Origin of the sequence: Oenococcus kitaharae DSM 17330 (assembly GCF_000241055.1) — a bacterium.
Taxonomy (GTDB): Bacteria; Bacillota; Bacilli; order Lactobacillales; family Lactobacillaceae; genus Oenococcus; species Oenococcus kitaharae.
Window position 1 is genome coordinate 1,689,612 of record NZ_CM001398.1, and the last position, 17,770, is coordinate 1,707,381.

At 43.0% G+C, this 17,770-nt stretch carries 19 protein-coding genes and 1 tRNA gene; 1 reads left to right on the forward strand and 19 read right to left on the reverse strand.

From position 1 onward, the window contains the following. Positions 1-115: 115 nt before the first annotated feature. From OKIT_RS08540 to murI, 8 genes are all read right to left on the reverse strand, one after another. Positions 116-793: an NADPH-dependent F420 reductase gene (locus OKIT_RS08540; protein WP_007746995.1), complete on the reverse strand. Its 678-nt coding sequence runs from the start codon at positions 791-793 to the stop codon at positions 116-118. Beyond that, positions 793-1,839, reverse strand: a complete 1,047-nt coding sequence (locus OKIT_RS08545; protein ID WP_007746998.1) for an Atu2307/SP_0267 family LLM class monooxygenase — start codon at positions 1,837-1,839, stop codon at positions 793-795. The genes OKIT_RS08540 and OKIT_RS08545 overlap by 1 nt, the downstream gene beginning before the upstream one ends. A 256-nt stretch (positions 1,840-2,095) precedes the next feature. After that, positions 2,096-2,169 (reverse strand) — tRNA-Lys (locus tag OKIT_RS08550). Positions 2,170-2,228: 59 nt separating this feature from the next. After that, positions 2,229-3,212 carry a LacI family DNA-binding transcriptional regulator gene (locus OKIT_RS08555; RefSeq protein ID WP_007747002.1) on the reverse strand — a complete coding sequence of 328 codons (984 nt, stop codon included), beginning with the start codon at positions 3,210-3,212 and terminating at the stop codon, positions 2,229-2,231. A gap of 116 nt (positions 3,213-3,328) precedes the next feature. Continuing rightward, on the reverse strand, positions 3,329-3,865 hold the full coding sequence (locus OKIT_RS08560) for a hypothetical protein (protein ID WP_007747004.1): 537 nt from the start codon (positions 3,863-3,865) through the stop codon (positions 3,329-3,331). A gap of 3 nt (positions 3,866-3,868) precedes the next feature. Then, the gene (locus OKIT_RS08565; RefSeq protein WP_007747009.1) at positions 3,869-4,288 is read right to left on the reverse strand and encodes a DUF948 domain-containing protein; all 420 of its coding nucleotides are present in this window, start codon (positions 4,286-4,288) and stop codon (positions 3,869-3,871) included. 45 nt (positions 4,289-4,333) lie between these two features. Beyond that, on the reverse strand, positions 4,334-4,864 hold the full coding sequence (locus OKIT_RS08570; RefSeq protein ID WP_007747011.1) for a YfcE family phosphodiesterase: 531 nt from the start codon (positions 4,862-4,864) through the stop codon (positions 4,334-4,336). Then, the gene (murI, locus tag OKIT_RS08575; RefSeq protein WP_007747021.1) at positions 4,861-5,706 is read right to left on the reverse strand and encodes a glutamate racemase; all 846 of its coding nucleotides are present in this window, start codon (positions 5,704-5,706) and stop codon (positions 4,861-4,863) included. Before murI ends, OKIT_RS08570 begins: the two co-directional genes overlap by 4 nt. 63 nt (positions 5,707-5,769) lie before the next feature. Between murI and OKIT_RS08580 the strand changes: the two genes are divergently transcribed. Then, complete coding sequence (locus OKIT_RS08580; protein WP_007747023.1) at positions 5,770-6,195, forward strand: YslB family protein; 426 nt, start codon at positions 5,770-5,772, stop codon at positions 6,193-6,195. A gap of 12 nt (positions 6,196-6,207) precedes the next feature. Here the strand turns inward: OKIT_RS08580 and zapE are convergent, their stop codons facing one another. The 11 genes from zapE to mreB all read right to left on the reverse strand — a co-directional run bounded on the left by zapE (position 6,208) and on the right by mreB (position 17,755). Continuing rightward, entirely contained in the window at positions 6,208-7,011 is an 804-nt protein-coding gene (gene zapE / locus OKIT_RS08585) for an AFG1/ZapE family ATPase (RefSeq protein WP_007747028.1), read from the reverse strand. Further along, positions 7,008-8,276 carry a DnaD domain protein gene (locus OKIT_RS08590; RefSeq protein ID WP_007747032.1) on the reverse strand — a complete coding sequence of 423 codons (1,269 nt, stop codon included), beginning with the start codon at positions 8,274-8,276 and terminating at the stop codon, positions 7,008-7,010. Before OKIT_RS08590 ends, zapE begins: the two co-directional genes overlap by 4 nt. Continuing rightward, positions 8,273-8,878, reverse strand: a complete 606-nt coding sequence (gene coaE / locus OKIT_RS08595) for a dephospho-CoA kinase (RefSeq protein ID WP_036593532.1) — start codon at positions 8,876-8,878, stop codon at positions 8,273-8,275. Before coaE ends, OKIT_RS08590 begins: the two co-directional genes overlap by 4 nt. Further along, on the reverse strand, positions 8,875-9,699 hold the full coding sequence (mutM, locus tag OKIT_RS08600; RefSeq protein WP_007747057.1) for a bifunctional DNA-formamidopyrimidine glycosylase/DNA-(apurinic or apyrimidinic site) lyase: 825 nt from the start codon (positions 9,697-9,699) through the stop codon (positions 8,875-8,877). The genes coaE and mutM overlap by 4 nt, the downstream gene beginning before the upstream one ends. Next, entirely contained in the window at positions 9,692-10,225 is a 534-nt protein-coding gene (locus tag OKIT_RS08605; RefSeq protein ID WP_007747062.1) for an NUDIX hydrolase, read from the reverse strand. Before OKIT_RS08605 ends, mutM begins: the two co-directional genes overlap by 8 nt. Beyond that, positions 10,212-12,893 (reverse strand): DNA polymerase I, encoded by a 2,682-nt coding sequence (gene polA / locus OKIT_RS08610; RefSeq protein WP_028291673.1) that lies wholly within the window; start codon positions 12,891-12,893, stop codon positions 10,212-10,214. The genes OKIT_RS08605 and polA overlap by 14 nt, the downstream gene beginning before the upstream one ends. Before the next feature lie 95 nt (positions 12,894-12,988). Further along, on the reverse strand, positions 12,989-14,122 hold the full coding sequence (locus OKIT_RS08615; RefSeq protein ID WP_007747065.1) for a D-alanine--D-alanine ligase family protein: 1,134 nt from the start codon (positions 14,120-14,122) through the stop codon (positions 12,989-12,991). An 82-nt stretch (positions 14,123-14,204) separates the two neighbouring features. Further along, complete coding sequence (locus OKIT_RS08620; RefSeq protein ID WP_007747068.1) at positions 14,205-15,182, reverse strand: DUF2785 domain-containing protein; 978 nt, start codon at positions 15,180-15,182, stop codon at positions 14,205-14,207. Continuing rightward, positions 15,179-16,402, reverse strand: a complete 1,224-nt coding sequence (locus tag OKIT_RS08625; RefSeq protein WP_007747071.1) for an FtsW/RodA/SpoVE family cell cycle protein — start codon at positions 16,400-16,402, stop codon at positions 15,179-15,181. Before OKIT_RS08625 ends, OKIT_RS08620 begins: the two co-directional genes overlap by 4 nt. Positions 16,403-16,409: 7 nt before the next feature. After that, positions 16,410-16,634 (reverse strand): DUF2969 domain-containing protein, encoded by a 225-nt coding sequence (locus OKIT_RS08630; RefSeq protein WP_241778133.1) that lies wholly within the window; start codon positions 16,632-16,634, stop codon positions 16,410-16,412. Next, the gene (gene mreB, locus OKIT_RS08635) at positions 16,631-17,755 is read right to left on the reverse strand and encodes a rod shape-determining protein (RefSeq protein ID WP_007747077.1); all 1,125 of its coding nucleotides are present in this window, start codon (positions 17,753-17,755) and stop codon (positions 16,631-16,633) included. The genes OKIT_RS08630 and mreB overlap by 4 nt, the downstream gene beginning before the upstream one ends. Positions 17,756-17,770: the final 15 nt, after the last annotated feature.

The window sequence follows — 17,770 nt, forward strand, 5'->3', positions numbered from 1 at the left end:
TTTTATTCTTTTTTAATCTAAATTTAAGATTTTTTTACCACTTTTAGCCTAATAATTCAGAAAATAGACAAATATTCCAATCTATACTCTTACGAAATGAATTGGCGGCACCCTATCAAAGATGTTTTTTTATGCTCTGAAAAATTTCATTGCCAAAATCCGTTTCAAAATAGTGATTAATGGCGTTTAGCAATTCTGCCCGATTAAAATCAGCGCCAAACACGTTTGTTCCGGGTTCTAATTTGATACCTTGGGCAAGCGAATCCAATATCACTGGCTGAAAACCAAACTGTTTTACAATCCCTGCAGTAATTGTCCGGCTTGGTACATCATCAGCGGCCACTGCGATAGCTTTTTTCGGATCCGACTGGTCAGCATAATCAAGCAAATCATGATAACCCATATGATTAAAAGCTTTTACGACATGGCTTTGGCTTAAATGAGCCTGCACCATTTCGCTCGTCGACACGGCTGGATCTTGGAATTCGGGATGTCGGCCGTCAGTTTCCCACCAATAATTCATGGCGTCGATCACAATTTTATTTTTGAACAGCAAGGGGTCCAGTTCTCTATACTTGCCCAGAGGAAATGCGAGAATCACGATATCGACTTGTGTAAGCACCTCTTTTGCCAGCATTAAATGCGCCTGGGGCAGCAATATATCGGCAGTCAGCGCAATTTTATCTGTCGCGCCGGGTCCAGCAATGTAGACATCATAGCCAGCATTCACAGCTAATTGGCCCAGGACTGTACCCAATTTGCCAAAACCTAAAATGCCTAATTTATCCGTCATTAATAGACTTCCTTTTCATCTTTTAACAGAGATTTCACCCTCGGGACCACTTCGTTGGCATATAAAGTAATCGTTTGCAAACGCTCGGCAATCGTCTGCTGTCCGGCACTATAAACTAAATCAAAACGCTGCAAATGCAGATTTTTAATCACACGGGCAATTTTTGCGGCTACGATTTCAGGTGTTCCAACATACAAGGAGCCGTTCAAAATTTCTTGTTGGAACTTCTCTTCTGACATGGCAGCCCAGCCTCTTTCTCTACCTACTCGATCCAGCATGGCGCGGATTGTGCGCCAGGCCCCATTGACGGCTTCTTCGTTATTATCAGAAATAAATCCGTGCGAGTGGATAGCAACAGGGCCGGCCGTTGTGCCTAATTTTTCCGCAGCACGATGGTACAGATCAACATAGGGCTTGAACCTTTCAGGTGCCCCGCCGATAACAGCGAGAACCACCGGAAAACTGTATCTGGCAGCTCGGATGATTGATTCAGGAGAACCGCCGACACCGATCCATGTTTTTATATGCCCGCCTTCCGTTTTTGGGAACACATCAGCATTTTTTAACGGCGCACGCATTTTGCCCTGCCAAGTTACAGCTTTTTCTGACAAAAGTTGTTTAAATAGAGCTGCCTTTTCTTCAAACAGCTCATTGTAATCGGTCAAATCATAGCCAAAAAGTGGAAAGGATTCTGTAAAAGAACCACGGCCCAAAATAATTTCCGCCCGGCCATTGGAGACGGCATCTAATGTGGCAAAACGTTCAAAAACTCTTACCGGGTCGTCAGAACTCAGTACAGTGACGCCTGAAGACAGCTTAATGTGCTTGGTCTGACTGGCAATCGCGGCCAGAACCATTTCTGGACTTGAAATCGCATAATCCGGACGATGGTGTTCGCCCAAAGAAAAAGTATCAACACCTAGCCGATCCGCTAATACACCCTCCTTTTCGACTTGTCTAATGGCCTGCGCGTAGTTTGTTAATTGGCCATCATCATCAAAAGCTAAGTCACCGAATGTCTCTAAACCAAAAGTGATTTTATCCATTGCTAGAGCTCCTTTTTATCTTACTTTTAGTAAGTAAAACATATATCAGCACTGAATTCAATACACGCAGTATTTTGGTTTGTGGTGATTGTGCATTTGTTGTGCATTTTAATCGAGTTGTCCACAAAATTGTGTACTCTCTGTCTGCTGATTGTCCGTTACAGTCGTTAGTTTGAACCGTTGCTATACAGGCATTTAAGCACAAAAAAACCGCCATGACGGCGGTTATTCCCAAGGACACCAGATTTGCATCTAGTGCCCCCTCCCGGATTCGAACCGGGGACCTTGGGATTAAAAATCCCCTACTCTAACCAGCTGAGTTAAAGGGGCATTGCTTAACAGCAACAAGAAATATTTTATAGGAATCGAAATAAATTTGCAAGCATTTTTTAAAGAGTTGTATCTTTAAGAACAAATTCATGAGGCAGAATGACCGTGGGATCATCGACAGGGTCACCAGACATGAGCTTAGTCAGCAAACGCATCGACACGGCACCAATATCAAATTCCGGCTGTGTGACCGATGAAATAGCCGGCCGCGTCATTTTGACCAGTTTCGTATCGTTGGATGAGATAATTTGGAAATCAGCCGGTACTTTCACATGATTGTCCAGCATATAATTCAAAATACCAATCGCAGGTTCATCCTCGCCGACGATAACGCCCTTTATGCCGTCTTCCAACAAATGATGGGCAAGATTATAGCCCGAACGGTAATCGTCCTCTGATTCATATATTTTGCCCTTGCTGACAGCTTTTAGGAAACCTTGCTGCCTCAAAGCAGACAAGCCGCTTTCTCCAGGATTATCGACAAGCGCAATTTGCGTGTCTGACAGATGCTGTTTCAAAATATCACCGGCCTGCTGAAAAGCCTGAACATAATCGATATTAACTGATGGCAATTTGCCATCTTGTGCAACCGACCCAGCAAAAACAACCGGTACGGGCGAGCTCTTCAACAAATCGAACATCTCTTGGGAAGTCTTGTTGCCAATATATACTATTCCGTCGACATGCTGAGACATCAAAGTCTCAAAAGCCTCTTTCCCAGCGGTGGGATTATTGTCCGAAACAGACAACGAAACTGAATAATCATAAATTTTGGCCACAGCATCAATGCCTTGTGCCAATTCAGCAAAATACAAATCCGTCAAATCAGGTACCATCATGCCCACCATTGTTGTCTTGGAACTAGCCAATCCCTTTGCCATGGCATTTGGGCGGTAATTCAACTCTTTGATTGCTTTAAGAACTTTTCTTTTTGTTTCTTCTTTAACTTTGCCGTTATTATTAACGACACGACTAACCGTAGCTAAGCTGACACCTGCCCTTTCGGATACGTCGTAAATTGTTGGTTGCTTATTTTCTGACATCACTTCTACCTAGTATAAATAATCATAACGATAATTAAAAGAGATTACAAACGCTTACAATTCTTATTTAGTTTTCGTTACAAAAAAACTAGGATCAAGTCCTAGCTGCCAAATCATTATTTGTCTTTGGTATCGTCATCGCTTTCATCGGATGCTGGCGTATCTTTTGTGAGATCATCCTTCAAAGCATCATCTTCTTCTAGATCGATATCCTCTTTAGAAAAATGCTGACGCAGGTCGTCAACGGTTGCCTTGGCTTTTTCAACATATGGCGTCATAGCTTCTCTGGCCTTTTCTGTATAAGGCGCAGCTTTGTCTATTAAATCACCCGCTGTATCTTTCGCTCTTTCAAGATACGGAGAAGCCTTTTCAGCGAAGTCGCTGGCCTTATCTTTCAGGTCTTGATAACTGTCGGCATATTTGGAGTTCTTCAACTGCTCATCTAATTCGCCGACCTTGCTTTTGGCTTTTTCTGTCAGATCACCGGCCAAATCCGCACCAGCGTAAGCGGCATCGTAGCTCAAATCTTTCAATTTGCTGCCGGCCTCTTTAGCTTTGCGTGTTAACTCTTCCTGCTTCTCTTTTGGCAGTGCCTTAAAAGCTGCAAAGGCGGCTGCTCCTGCCAATATTCCTGCAATTAATCCTTTTGCCATCTTTTATCCTTTCCTTGCACGACTTTTTTTGAAACGATTCAGGGCTGCTTGGCCGACCGTGAAAAGCACACCTGATTTGATTGCCGAATCTGCAAGTCCGCTTACCATTTTTTTGACTTTAGTCTTTTTATCGACGACTTCGGTTTTCTTTTTATTAATCTTGTCTGTAAAATGGCTAACGGTTGAACCTAAATCTGCTGTTGCCTGCACAACTGGATCCAAACGAGCAACTTTGCTGGTCATATCCTTAAGCAGCGACTTTGTGGTCGATGTCATCTGGTCGACGTCGCTTGCGATTGGTTCGATGTGCTTTTTTAAAATTAACACAGTCCGATTAATTGAAATTAAAACGACCACAATCGCGATGACCAAAACTGCAAAAGCAATTGCAGCAATCAATGCCGCTATTTGACCAAGTTCCATGTTTCCTCCTCTTGTTGCTTTTATTATACCTAGTTTTTTGGCCGATTATCTTGCAAATCTACGAGCCCAGCCGGTAATTTTCTGAAAATCCTGCGTGTAAAAATCGAGTTGGAAAAAAGTTGGGCTGACTTTCAATATGGCAAATGTACCGCCTATTTTGCGTTGCGGCCCTCTCGGAAAACTCGTTGAACCCGGATTGATAAACAGCTTATTATCATGCATCTGTGCAAAAGGGATGTGCGTATGTCCAAAAAGAACAATGTCCGCATGAACTTTACCAGCTGCCTTATTCAAAGTTGACAAACCGTACGTAACCCGTTGCAAATGTCCATGCGTCTGATAAATCCGAATGTGGTCTTGCGGATTTTCGTAAACCTGTTCGACAGGATATCGCGAGTCATAATCCATGTTTCCTAAGACAACGTGAATACCCTGCCAAATGGGATCTGATGCGTCAAATTCTGAGTCGCCATTATAAAAAACGGCCGCCAGCTGAGGATCTCTGCGACCGTAATCTAAAATAGATTGGAAAGTGCCCCGATCACCATGGCTGTCGCTAAAAATTAAATAATTCATTCAAAAAGGCCCTGATCGCTGATTTTCAGCTCTTTAACAGTTAACTGATCGTCGCCTAGCCAGCGTTTGGCAAATTTAGCAAAACGATCAATGCTGCCTGTGGTATAAATGGTATCCCCAGTATGCGAATTGATTTTTGTCGAATCGTACAAAGCGTCATCAGCTTTTAAAATCTCGAACGTCTGACCAATTTCGGCAATGGCAGGGTCCACAATCGTCACGTCCGGGCCGCAAGCTTCACTAATTTCTTTGGTCAAAATCGGAAAATGGGTGCAGCCCAAAACCAAGGCATCAGCTTTTTGGCCGTCTACCGTTTCGCTAACCCAGTCATGAAGCTGTGCGTATACAGCCGCCTGAGCCTGTTTGGTCCCAGCTAAATCATGTTCGACCATTTGAACAAAATCCGGCAAGGCCTTTTGCCTGACGATTAGGTTGGCATTTAAGGATTTAAGGGTATTGTAATAAGCTTTTGAATCCACGGTGGACTGAGTCCCAACAATATCAATATGCAGGTTTCTCGTTGCGTTGATCCCGCTGATAGCGCCGGCATAAATCACGCCAATGACCGGAATCGACAAGTGCGCTCTTAAATCCGGTAAAGCCTGTGCCGTAGCAGTATTACAAGCAACAACTAAGATTTTAATATCATGTTTTTTAACCAAAAAATCCGCCATTTGCAGACTGAATTTAACAATCTCGGCATGTGGACGCGGGCCATAGGGCAGGCGTGCTTCATCCCCGACAAAGTAGACCGATTCGTTCGGTATTTGTTTTAAAGCTTCAGCAACAACGGTTAATCCGCCTAAGCCTGAGTCAATATATCCAATTCCACGATTATCCATATCTACAGTATAGAATGTTTCAAAATCTTTTATGCTAAGCGTCAAAAAGCTATACTGAATGATGTGAAAAAAGACGCGTTTAAAAATCTATCAGAAATTGAAAATAATCAAACGGCCTTCTCACTGGCTTTGCTCCGGGACGGCATCCTTAATGACATCCTAAGCGACGATGCCAACGATATTCTATATTACGCCGGCAAGGAAGTGGCTCGCCAATTCTATACCAAGACGCTGAACGGTATTCAAGAATTTTTTAACGCTGCCGGTTGGGGCACCATCGAGATTTCGTCTCAAAAAGAAGATAAAGAGACTTGGCTTCTCAGTGGTGAGGTTGTCAAAATCAGGCATTTAGCTACCGAAGATCCTGCTTTTTTTCTTGAAGCCGGTTTTTTGGCACAGGAAATCCAGCAGCAGACACACCGTTCGACAGAATGCTCATATCAAACAGACGATAAAACACGTGTGATTTTTACAGTTTATATTGATTGATTGACTCAATCGTTATCGACGGCTTTTGCCGCCCATTTCAATCGGATTCGATAAAAACTTAATTCTTTCGATAATGCGCGCCGCTTTGATTGGCTCAGAGACGCCGCGTGCAACAGCCAAATACTGTTCTTCAAGTGATTTCATATCAAAATTGGACGTGAAAAATGTTGGCCTCAAATCATTCATTCGGCTGTCAAGAATAGTTGCCAACACATTATCTCTCACCCAAGTAGTTAAATCACCGGCACCGATATCGTCAATCACCAACACCTCGGCTTGTGAAATTCGTCGAATCAGCCGCTGTTTTTCCAGCATCTGCAAATCGTTTAGTCGTGTAATCAAAGCAGAGAAATTTACAAAAGCTGTTTTAATATTTTTCATGGCAAGTTCATTGAGCAGTGCAGACATTAAATAACTTTTCCCCACACCAAAATTGCCCCACAAGTAGATGCCCTTGTGGAATTTTTTTGTCTTACTGTATGTTTCTGCAAAATTTATGGCTGCAATCAAAGCCTGATTACGCTGTTCATCAATTTCAAAATCCGAAAAAGAGACTTTGAACAAGCTGGCCGATTGGCCGATACGCAGACTGTTTTCCTGAGGGTTCGCAGTGGTCTTCTGATAAAAAATATCAATTCTGCCATCCAGCAAGACAAGCTCCGGCCGGTAATCAGGAAATAAAGGGTGCGCTAATTGATCCACAAAATCGGAAAGAACACTGCTGTTATTCTCCAATAACCCACGATCAGCCGATAAGTGATGTGCTGCAACAAACTGCGCAACTTGGGGATTTTTTAAAAGGTCTTCGAGAGTCATTTATCCTTCTTTTCCTGCTGGTACTTGGCCAAAGCCTCCGAAGCCAACTGATTATCTGTTTTCTGGGTGTTGCCGTAGCTAATCTTTTTTTCCTTCTGCAGGGGCCCTTTTTTATGATAACTGCGTTTTTGCAGCTGTTTTTGTTGACGGCTTTTAATTGATAAAACGGCATCCTGAGCCGTTTTAACCTTGCTCTGCAGAAATGAATCCGCAATGGCTTGTGAGAGCGGACCAGGCAGATTACTGGATTCTAATCCAATCAGGACCTGATGAATGAGAATATTGATCACTTCTGGTGCAAGACCCAGATCCAAAAGCTGCTGCAGAATTTTTTGCTCTGAGCTTGTGATGATGCCGCCCTTATCAGCTTTAAGCTGTCCCAAAAAATCATAAGGCCGCAGTTCCTTGGCCGCTCGAATTAAAGCCTGCTCATCGGCAGACAGCTGGATTGTGTCTTCTGCTGGACGCGATGATGACGGCAAAACACCTATTGGCTGTATTTGGCCAGCCTGTCTGTACTGATTAAGCTGCTGGAAAAACAGACCGTGGTCGATTGTTTTATCATCAATTAGCAGCGATTTGGCTAATAATCCCAACAATTGTTCTTCGTTGAAGCCATAAATCAAATGCTGAGCCAGGATAAAATTATGTTCTTTGGTGACTTCCTGCTCGGAAACACCGTATTTCTTTAGGTTTTGTTCGATTAAAGAAAAATTGAAATCGGCCGCCTGCAGCGGTGCCTGGTCAACTTGTTTAGCCCGACTCAATCGATCCTGATCGGGAACATTTTGCAAATGCAGGCTGCCAAATGCTTCATAAAAATTAGCATTGCTCTTCAACCCGCGAGGAGATAAATTATCCTGTTTTGTTTTTTCCAATAATTGAGAAAAAGTTTCCTGTCCGACAAGACTATAAAAGAAACTGACCAGCAGATCATCACTGAAAAACGCCGCTTCCGATAGCGGCAATTTGACATCAAAAGTGAGCGAAGCCCCTTGAAGATAGCTGTCAAGCAGTCCGCAAGCCTCCAATTTTTTTTTCGCATTATCGAAATCAGCCAGGGAAATATTCTGGCGATCCAGCAGATCGTTTAGTTGGCCCTTTTGCTGGTCATTAACGGCCAGCTGCAGGTACAAAGCCAGCGCATCACTGCCGATTAAGGGCAGATATAGCGTAGTTAAGCGCTGCAAAGATTGTTGGCTTAGCGATACAGGCCGGCTGTTAAAATCCCAATAAGCCTTTAATTGTGTCGTATTCTCGATCATGCTTGTAAACTATTTTCAGAAATAAATTGTAGCACGCATTTTTTCAAGGCATTCTTGTCGCCAGTGTTTTCGATCACAAAATCTGCTAAAGCGGCCTTTTCCGATAGAGGCATTTGAGAAGCAATACGATTCACAGCGTCCTGTTGGGAAAGATGGTCCCGCTGCATGATGCGGTCAATGCGCGTTTTTTTATCAGCGTTAACAACAATAACTGCGTCCAGATCCTTTTCCCAATGACGTTCGTACAACAAAGGAATATCGACGATCAGTGTATGAACGCGTCCTTCGTTTTCCAAGAATTCCATGCGCATCTGTATCAGCTGCTTAATTGACGGCTGCAGAATGGCATTCAATTGCTTCAAAGCACGCGGATCAGAAAAGACTATTTGGCCTAATTTTTTTCTGTCCAGTGATGCGCCTTTCATGACAGAAATGCCAAATGCATTCTTAATTTCTTCCAGTTCAAAACGACCAGGCATCACAACCTCATGCGCAACTTGATCAGCATCAATAATCGTATAACCTAATTCAGCAAAAATTTTTGCGACAGTTGTTTTACCACTGCCGATGCCGCCGGTTAAACCTATTTTTTTAATTTTCATTTCTGACAATGTGGACAATATGTCGTTCCTCTTTGTGCAACTTTTATTTTGACCAGTTCATACCCATCCCGCTCACATGGCTGGCCAACACGGCCATATGCGTGCAGCTTATCCTGCATATGTCCGGCATGCCCGGACGCATCAATAAAGGAGTGGACAGTGGAACCACCCTGATCAATGGCAAAAGCCAGCTCCTGAATGATATTCTCACGCAATAGCTCTGCTTCTTCCCGGTTGATTCGACAAGCCGGCCGCAATGGGTTGATTTTACTCATCCAAAGGACTTCATCAGCATAAATATTACCTAAACCAGCAAGGTTATTCTGATCCAAAAGCCAGCCTTTGATAGCCTTTTTTGATTTTTGCAAACGAGCAAATAAGTAATCCAAGGTCAAAGTGGCCTCGGTCGGTTCCGGTCCCATCGTAGCTAAAGATCTGACCTCTTCGGTCTCTTGGCCAGTGACCACCAGCTGCATTTTACCGAATTTTCTCGTATCATCATAAAATATCTGTGAGCCGTTTGCCAGCTTGAAGATCGCCTCGGTATGCTTTCTCGGTTGAGCACTGCCATCCTCAATCGCATAGCGCCCTTCCATACGCATATGAGAAACAATCGTCTGCCGATTATTTAACCGTAAAAGAAGAAACTTACCACGTCGATCTACTTCCCGAACGGTACTGCCAGTCACCTGCTGGATAAATTCTTCCGGATCGCCAAGCAATAATTTGCGATACAGAACTTGTACAGCAACAATCTTTTCATTAGCAAAATATTTACTCAGGCCGCGACGAACTGTTTCCACTTCAGGCAGTTCAGGCATTGTTTCCTCCAAATATTATCGACTCGGCTTTCTTGATATAGGGCAGATTGTCAGCAGCGATAAACTGTGTCAGCTCAGTAATTGGGACGAATCGAATCTGTTCGATTTCAGATTTTTGAATTTGAAAAGCCGATAGAGGCAGGTCAACTTTAATGGCATACCAGTCATCAAAAACCGGCCAATGACGAAAACTTTCCACAAAATTTTCTGTTTTAAATGCATAGTTCAAATTAATTTCTTCTTTAACCTCGCGCCGGATCGCAGTCAATGACGTTTCACCAGCCAAAGCTGAGCCGCCAGTTTCCAAATCCCATTCTCCGGGACGCCCGATTTTATTAAACGAGCGCTGCTGCAAAAGGACTTCGTGTTCAAAATTAAAAATTGTAGCGTTGACGACTAAATGCCATTCACCTGCAGAAAACGCTTGGCCACGCCTTTTTTGGCCAATGATTTCTCGACGTTTGTTTAACAGGTCCCAGTGTTCGCCTAATTTGTCGGCACGCTGATCCAATTCATTTTTCGTCATACCAATTCGCTCCATAATGTGCCTCAACCCGTAAAGGAACATTCAGTTTGACGGCTGAGTCCATCACAGCAGGTACAAGTTTCTCTAATATTTCAATCTCGCTGTCAGGTGCCTCAAAAATCAATTCATCGTGAACCTGCAGCAGCATGCGAGCCTGCAGATTTTTCGATGTTAATGCCTCCTGCATCTTGATCATGGCAATTTTAATAATGTCAGCCGCCGAACCCTGAATCGGCGTATTTGTAGCGGTTCTCTCGGCAAATGAACGCAGATTGAAATTTTTACTGTGAATATCCGGCAGGTAACGACGACGATGTGCGATTGTTTCAACAAAGCCTTGCTTATGCGCCAGTGCGATGATGGCATCAATCCAGACTTTCACGCTTGGAAATTCGCGAAAATAGGTTTCAATAATTTCTTTTCCGGCCTGTCGCGAGATACCCAAACGCTGGGCCAGGCCGAAATCCGAAATACCATAAACAATTCCAAAGTTAACGGCTTTGGCCATCCGCCGCTGATCAAAACTAATTTCAGCCTTCGGATCAAGGCCGAAAATCGATCTAGCAGTTGCTGCGTGAATATCCTCACCAGTCTCAAAAGCTTTTTTTAAATTAGCATCCCCTGTCACATGCGCTAAGACACGCAATTCAATCTGGGAATAATCAGCACCAAAAATTTTCCAACCAGGCTGGCTTGGCACAAAAGCCTTGCGAATCCGTTTGCCCTCTTCATCACGATCAGGAATATTCTGCATATTCGGATCGACCGAAGAAAGACGTCCTGTCTGAGTCAGCGTTTGCAGATACCGTGTGTGAATTTTGCTGTCCTTTGGATTAACAACTTCCAAGAGTCCTTTGACATATGTCGAATTCAATTTGGCTAATTGCCGGTACTGCAAGATCAGCTGGACAAAAGGATAGTGCTCAGCCAATTCATCCAAAACGCCTGCAGCCGTCGAATAACCCGTCTTCGTTTTCTTGATCGGCGGGACACCCATTTTCACAAATAGCAGATCAGCCAGTTGTTTAGGAGAATTAATATTAAACTCCTCACCGGCTTCCTCATAAATCTGTTTTTCCAGCTCAGCAATACGCTGTTTGAATTCTCGGCCCAGTGCTGCCAGCTCTGATTGGTCGAGCTTGATACCAGTAAATTCCATTTTCGCAAGTACATCTGAAAGCGGCAGTTCGATTTGCCGGTAGAGGTCTACTTGCTGATTTTCAGCTAATTTTTTCATCGCTGGTTCATGCAATTTGCTAATTGTCGCTGCCTTCTCGGCCAGATGATTGAATAACGTCTCATCATCATCTGGGATCTGGAATTTAGCGCCGGTACCGTATACATCATCATCAGATTCGAGAAAGAAATTAAAACGGCTGGACAGAGTGGACAACTGATTATCATTATCAGTCGTATCCAACAGATAAGCGACCAGTAGAAAGTCAAAATCGATATTGTGAACAGTCAAATCAAGCCGTTTTAATAATATCGTCAATTCTTTTGCATTAAAAACATATTTCGGCAGTTCGCTTTTGAACAAATCTTGAACTACCGGCTCCTGCAGCAGTGCCAGATTTCGAGAAGCGAAATAGCCTTCCCGCTGATTGCCGATCACAAAGGCAACAATATTTGCTACATGATAGTTATCCGAATCAGTTTCAAAATAAATCGTCAAATAGTCCTTGATTGAAGCCAAATGATCAAGATTAGCTGCAGTGAGTTCAACCATTTTATCGGCCTGGTCATTCTGCGGCTGTTTTTCTTCAATCATTCCAGCCTTTTGCATGGCATGAATTTTTGCTAACTGTACCTTGAAATCTAGTTCCTCATAAAAAGGGACCAATTCTTTGTAATTAATTTCCTTGTTCGTCAAATCGGTTAAATCGAATTCAACCGGCACGTCTGTCTTAATTGTCGCTAGTTCGTGCGCTCGGTAGGCAACTGCTTTATCGTTCAGAAGATTTTCCTTTAGTTTGGAAGCCTTCATGCCGTCAATGTTGGCATAAATACCGTCAAGACTGCCATATTCATTAATCAGCTTAATGGCAGTTTTTTCGCCCACTTTCGTAACACCAGGATAATGATCGGAAGTATCGCCTGTCAGAGCCTTCATTTCAATCACCTGCGCCGGTGTGATGCCGCCCCATTTTTCAGCTAAAAACTTCGGCGTGTAGACATCTAAATCCGTGACGCCTTTTTTAGTGACATTAACTGCAACATTATCCGTTGTTAATTGTGTCAAATCCCGATCACCGGTAATAATTGTCGTTTTCAGGCCTGCTTTTTCAGCTAATTTGGCATATGTCCCGATAATGTCATCAGCCTCGTAACCCGGCAATTCATAAGAATGAATACCATGCAAATCGACCATTTTTCTAAGATAAGGAAACTGCTCGGATAATTCCGGCGGTGTTGTCTGACGGTCGCCTTTATAATCCTGAAAAATTTTCCCGCGAAAAGTCGTGGATCCTTTGCCAGCATCCCAAGCGACCAGCGCGTAATCAGGTTCCATTTTTTCGACAATTTGATCAAAAAAATTGTTGAAAGCTACCAGCGCATTCGTATGGAGCCCGCTATGAGCAACCATACGGTCTATTTGATTGTACATTGCATAGAAGGCCCGAAAGGCTAATGAGTTACCATCGATTAATAAAAGTGTTTTTGCCATTAATTTCATTTTAACAGTCGTATTCCCGCTCCGAATAAATGCCCTAATAAAAAACTCTGAATCAGCAGCAAGTCGCGTTTTCAGAGTTAAATATGTTACTTCTTAATATCAAATTCGCCGAGTTTCTCAGAACCTAGTTCTGTAAACGAATAACTAATTTGTTTTTGACGGTCAAACTCCTCAAATGCCAGCTGAATCAGTTTTTCAGCTTGAGCTTTGCGGTCCATACCAGCTGATTCAAACAAAATCGGGAAAAGACTCATGTTCGTGTTACCGGGCAGAGTATTGGGCTCGCCAAGGAAGATTTCCCCATCCTCGCTCATCAAAAAATCAATCCGGGCAAAACCTTTGATACCTAAAATCCGATAGGCTTTAATGGCCATATCTGTTAATTCTCGGCTCTTTTCATCCCCAATCTGAGCTGGGATCTGATACTTCATCTTTGAGTTATCGATAAACTTATTATCATAATCAAACCAGCCATTACCATCATTCTGTCCAGGTGCCCAATGTGCACCAATGGGACTAGCCACCACTTTATCATTGCCAATTAAACCAATTTCCAACTCAGTTGGATTCTTAACCGCTGCCTCAACAATTACCTTTTCATCATATTGGAATGAATCTGCTAAAGCACGCTGATACTCCGCAGCACTGGTCACACGCGAGATACCCACAGAAGAACCTTGGTTAGCAGCTTTGACAAAAACAGTTTTGCCTAATTTTGCAGCCAATTCTTCCCAGCTTGGATGATCACTGTCTGACTTAAATAGGACAACATAAGCCGTGTTTCGGACGTGATTAACCGTCATCAGTTCTTTTGTAATAACCTTGTCAAAGCTGATTGCATGTGCCTTTAAATTTGCACCCACATATGGTATTTTCAGCAATCGAAAAAGTCCAGCCAAAGTTCCATCTTCACCTAAATTGCCGTGTACCGAGGGAAATAACACATCCAGTTTTAAATCTTTAATCGCATTGATTGAGGATAAAATACCCGAATCCTTCTGTGGCTTTGCTTTAAGCAGCTGGTCCTCATCTTCACCAAACAATACTTTTTTGGAAGTTTCGGTATCAACCATGTCGCCATTTTTAGAAATCAGGACAGGAAACACCTGATATTTTTCAGGATCCAGCGCATCGTAATAATTTTTTGCCGATCTCTTGCTGACATCGTGTTCAGAAGAATTTCCGCCAAAAAAAAGACCAACTCGTACCTTTTCAGTCATAACTGCTCCTAATGATTATTTAAAAATTAAAAAAACGAATTCCTAGAAACTTAAGAATCTCACATCTTTATTCACTTGTCAATTAGTTTAAATAATCGCGGGTACTTTCAATATAATCAACAATTGAACCCGGAAAAGCGTCTTTTTGCAGCAAAAGCTGCTGCAGCAAACGGTTACGATTATAAATTTTATTCCATCCGGCTTCGGTCGTGACAGCCATTTGAGCAGTCAACCCTTGATGCCAAAATTTTAAGACTCGCAGAAAATAATCTTCGTAAATTTCGTTAAGATTTGTGATCTCCGCCAAATAAGCCGCAATACGGGCATCTTCACCAGCAACGAATGGCACCGGCGCATTATGGTAGCCCACCAGCAGCGTTGCCAGGAGCAAAATCTTATCCGCTCGGCGAACTTTAGGACTGCTGCAAAGGTTGCTGCAAACATTCCCCAAATGAGTGAAGGCATGCGCCCAACCTTTTTCACCGACAAAACCGCGACCATCTTGTTCTAGCAAAGCATAGGCAGCAACTTGATTAATGATCCGGTCGCGCAGTTGCGTATCGATGAAATTCTGCTGGACATCTGCACTTAATAGCTGGCCCAAGACGAGCAGCGAAAAAGACCTTTGAAAGACACCGTCATTTAATGGCTCTAAAATATGCCCAAACAAGCGCTCATCAGCTACCAGATAATTCGCAATCCAGCGCATCTGTTCTGGACTCAAGGCTTTATTAGAAATAAGATCAGAAAGAAAATAAAAGGCACCACGATCACGGTAAGCTGGATTGGTCGAAGCCAGCTGTCTTAAGATTTCAAATAATTGATCATCAGTCAGCAAGACTTTTTTGACTTGGATAAACTTCTCTGACGTTTTTTGCATTAAAGCCAAAGCAGAGTCGCCGCCATCGACAGGTTTAACAATTGTCTTCGATCTTTTTGACAGGCTGCCAACCAAATTTTCTAGTTGCCCATTTAAGGACTGATAAATCTGGCCATTCGCCAATTTTTTTCGAGCTTGGATAACCGTATCTTTAATTAATGCAATCTGGTCATCAATCATTTAAAACTAGTCTCCTTTTTGGCAAACTCACTGGTAAAGTTATGATACTGCATACTCAAAGTCAAACCAATTCCGATCATATTAGCCATTAATGCCGACCCGCCTTGGCTGATAAAGGGCAGCGGAATACCCGTTAATGGCACCAGTCCGATACTCATACCAATATTTTCAAATACATGGAAAAGCACCATTAAGACAACGCCAGAGACAACGTAGGCATAGAAAGAATTTTTCGTATCAAATACACGGCGTATCAGACTGTAAATGAGTAGAAAATAAAGCAGAATCACGACGAAACCGCCAACAAAGCCCAGCCCCTCACCAATCACAGAAAAAATCATATCTGACTCACGAACCGGCACATAGACAGAAATATTATTGACACCGTTACCAAAAATACGGCCGGAACCAATCGCCTTAATCGACTGAAACAGCTGAAAGCCGCTTTGCGAGCTTGCAGCACCGCCAGGATTTAACCAATCGTCCACACGAGCAAATTGGTAGGCCTGAAATCCTAAATTAGTCAGAATCGTCCGGCCAGCTGTCGTGGTCACGGCAAATATCGCTAGGGCACCAATCGTACTAACAGTCGCAGTAATAGGCACCAAGATACGGTTCAAGATACCGGAAACCAAGAAAATACCACCAAAAATGGCAACAAATACTAGCGTGGAACCAAAATCATGCTGCAGCTGCATCAAAATGATAACCGGCAAGGTTAGAGCAATCATCTTCACTATCAACAAAAAATCTGATGATACCGTATGGACCGCATAATTCTGGTTATGGGTATACACCATTCGCGACAGCATCAAAATCAAGGCTGGTTTCATCACCTCGGAAGGTTGGAAAGTTAAACTGCCAATTGCGAGCCAAGACTTTGCATTCGTTGATGCTGCTAAGGACCGGCTATAGGCAAAAAGTACAAAAACCAATAATGCAATACCTAAAGCATAAGCTATCGGCGCAAAGCGAAAAAGCTGATCAGCATCCAAGTGCATCAGCAGGATGGCTATTCCCCAACCGAAAAGCCACCATAAACACTGGATCAGCATTGAATGAACGATAGAGACTGACGAGTCAGCCCTCAACGCTAAAAATAGCGCACCAAAACCCACTGCCATCAGTGCAAGTACAACAAAAATGATCCGCCAATCAATTTGCGAATCATCTTTACGACGAAAAGTCGCGGCTCTATTTTTCAAATTCGGATTTTGCATTTTTAAATTAAGCTTGACGCAAATTAAAGTTAGAAATGACAGCCATCACTGCCTGATCTTGTTTTTTGAAATCTCCCAAAAAATTATCCCAAACATTCTTCGCCAAATACAGGCCATCTTTTTGAGTCACATCACCAATGGTCTCACCGGCAATTTGAACGTGTAAGGTAGTACCTTCTTCAACTAATTCCACCTGATAATTTTTCTCTCGATTAGACATTTGATCAATCACTTTTCTATTTTATTAATATGAATATTATTAGACTCGATCTGTGTCTCCTTATCGAGCTTTTTCTTGTAGGCTGGATTACCAATCCCTAAAATTTGATGTGCATTGTGCCGCTCGCGTTTTGCATATTCCAGCAGGGTGCCAGCTCCTTTTGCAACATTGTCCAAAGGCGCATCCGAAATATTAACCGGAACGTGTAATTCCTGCTGAAGCAGCGTGTCAATACCGCCGCCTTTGACTTTAGAGCCCAATAAAGCACCACCACCAGTCAGCATAATGCCGCGATCGATAATATCTCCTGCTAGCCCCGGCTGAATCTGTCCCAAAATTTCCTTGGCTGAACGAACAATCGTCGTTAAAGTAGCATGCATCGCTTCTTCAATGTCGTTTGAATCAATGGTAACTTGTTTAGGCAAGCCCTTCACAGAATTAGCATCATTAAGATCCTGTCCACGAATAGTCATCTCAATCGGATTGGTAACTTGTAAGGCAGATCCGACATCCTGCTTAATACGTTCGGCCATAGGTGTTCCGATCAAAATACCAAACTGTTGACGCAAATAACGAATAATATCCTGCGTTAATTGATCACCGGCCATACGTAAAGACTGGCTAGCTACGATGTCCCCGCCTGATAAGACGGCAATATCCGAGGTACCGCCGCCAATATCAATCACCATGCTTCCAACAAAGTCAAAAATATCAAGTCCAGCACCAACAGCAGCAACTTTCGGCTCATACTCAAGGTAGACGTTTGCACCACCAGCAGATTGAGCAGCCTGAATAATCGCTTTACGTTCAATCTCGGTAATATTTGTCGGCGCACAAATCATAATGTTCGGTCGACTCATCCAACCCTTGACACGTAATTGGTTGACAAAAGTCGTCAGCATTGCCTCAGTCGCATCAAAATCCGAGATCACACCATCTTTTAATGGACGAACAACACGAATATCCTGATTGCCTCGATCAATCCATTTATAAGCATCCGAGCCGATTGCTAAAACCTGATCAGTCTTTGCATCGATTGCGACGACTGATGGCTCATTTAGCGCAATCCCCTGACCTTCAACGTAGATCAAGACATTCGCTGTTCCTAAATCAATACCAATATCTTTTGCCATAAAACCTCGCAGTCA

Bases quoted from the DNA above. Each gene is read 5' to 3' on its own strand.
- OKIT_RS08570 (WP_007747011.1), bottom strand. From the start codon at position 4,864: ATGAATTATTTAATTTTTAGCGACAGCCATGGTGATCGGGGCACTTTC.
- OKIT_RS08555 (WP_007747002.1), bottom strand. From the start codon at position 3,212: ATGTCAGAAAATAAGCAACCAACAATTTACGACGTATCCGAAAGGGCA.
- OKIT_RS08540 (WP_007746995.1), bottom strand. From the start codon at position 793: ATGACGGATAAATTAGGCATTTTAGGTTTTGGCAAATTGGGTACAGTC.
- OKIT_RS08620 (WP_007747068.1), bottom strand. From the start codon at position 15,182: ATGATTGATGACCAGATTGCATTAATTAAAGATACGGTTATCCAAGCT.
- OKIT_RS08615 (WP_007747065.1), bottom strand. From the start codon at position 14,122: ATGACTGAAAAGGTACGAGTTGGTCTTTTTTTTGGCGGAAATTCTTCT.
- mutM (WP_007747057.1), bottom strand. From the start codon at position 9,699: ATGCCTGAACTGCCTGAAGTGGAAACAGTTCGTCGCGGCCTGAGTAAA.
- OKIT_RS08560 (WP_007747004.1), bottom strand. From the start codon at position 3,865: ATGGCAAAAGGATTAATTGCAGGAATATTGGCAGGAGCAGCCGCCTTT.
- murI (WP_007747021.1), bottom strand. From the start codon at position 5,706: ATGGATAATCGTGGAATTGGATATATTGACTCAGGCTTAGGCGGATTA.
- OKIT_RS08590 (WP_007747032.1), bottom strand. From the start codon at position 8,276: ATGATCGAGAATACGACACAATTAAAGGCTTATTGGGATTTTAACAGC.
- OKIT_RS08545 (WP_007746998.1), bottom strand. From the start codon at position 1,839: ATGGATAAAATCACTTTTGGTTTAGAGACATTCGGTGACTTAGCTTTT.
- OKIT_RS08565 (WP_007747009.1), bottom strand. From the start codon at position 4,288: ATGGAACTTGGTCAAATAGCGGCATTGATTGCTGCAATTGCTTTTGCA.
- coaE (WP_036593532.1), bottom strand. From the start codon at position 8,878: ATGAAAATTAAAAAAATAGGTTTAACCGGCGGCATCGGCAGTGGTAAA.
- polA (WP_028291673.1), bottom strand. From the start codon at position 12,893: ATGGCAAAAACACTTTTATTAATCGATGGTAACTCATTAGCCTTTCGG.
- mreB (WP_007747077.1), bottom strand. From the start codon at position 17,755: ATGGCAAAAGATATTGGTATTGATTTAGGAACAGCGAATGTCTTGATC.
- OKIT_RS08605 (WP_007747062.1), bottom strand. From the start codon at position 10,225: ATGACGAAAAATGAATTGGATCAGCGTGCCGACAAATTAGGCGAACAC.
- OKIT_RS08625 (WP_007747071.1), bottom strand. From the start codon at position 16,402: ATGCAAAATCCGAATTTGAAAAATAGAGCCGCGACTTTTCGTCGTAAA.
- zapE (WP_007747028.1), bottom strand. From the start codon at position 7,011: ATGACTCTCGAAGACCTTTTAAAAAATCCCCAAGTTGCGCAGTTTGTT.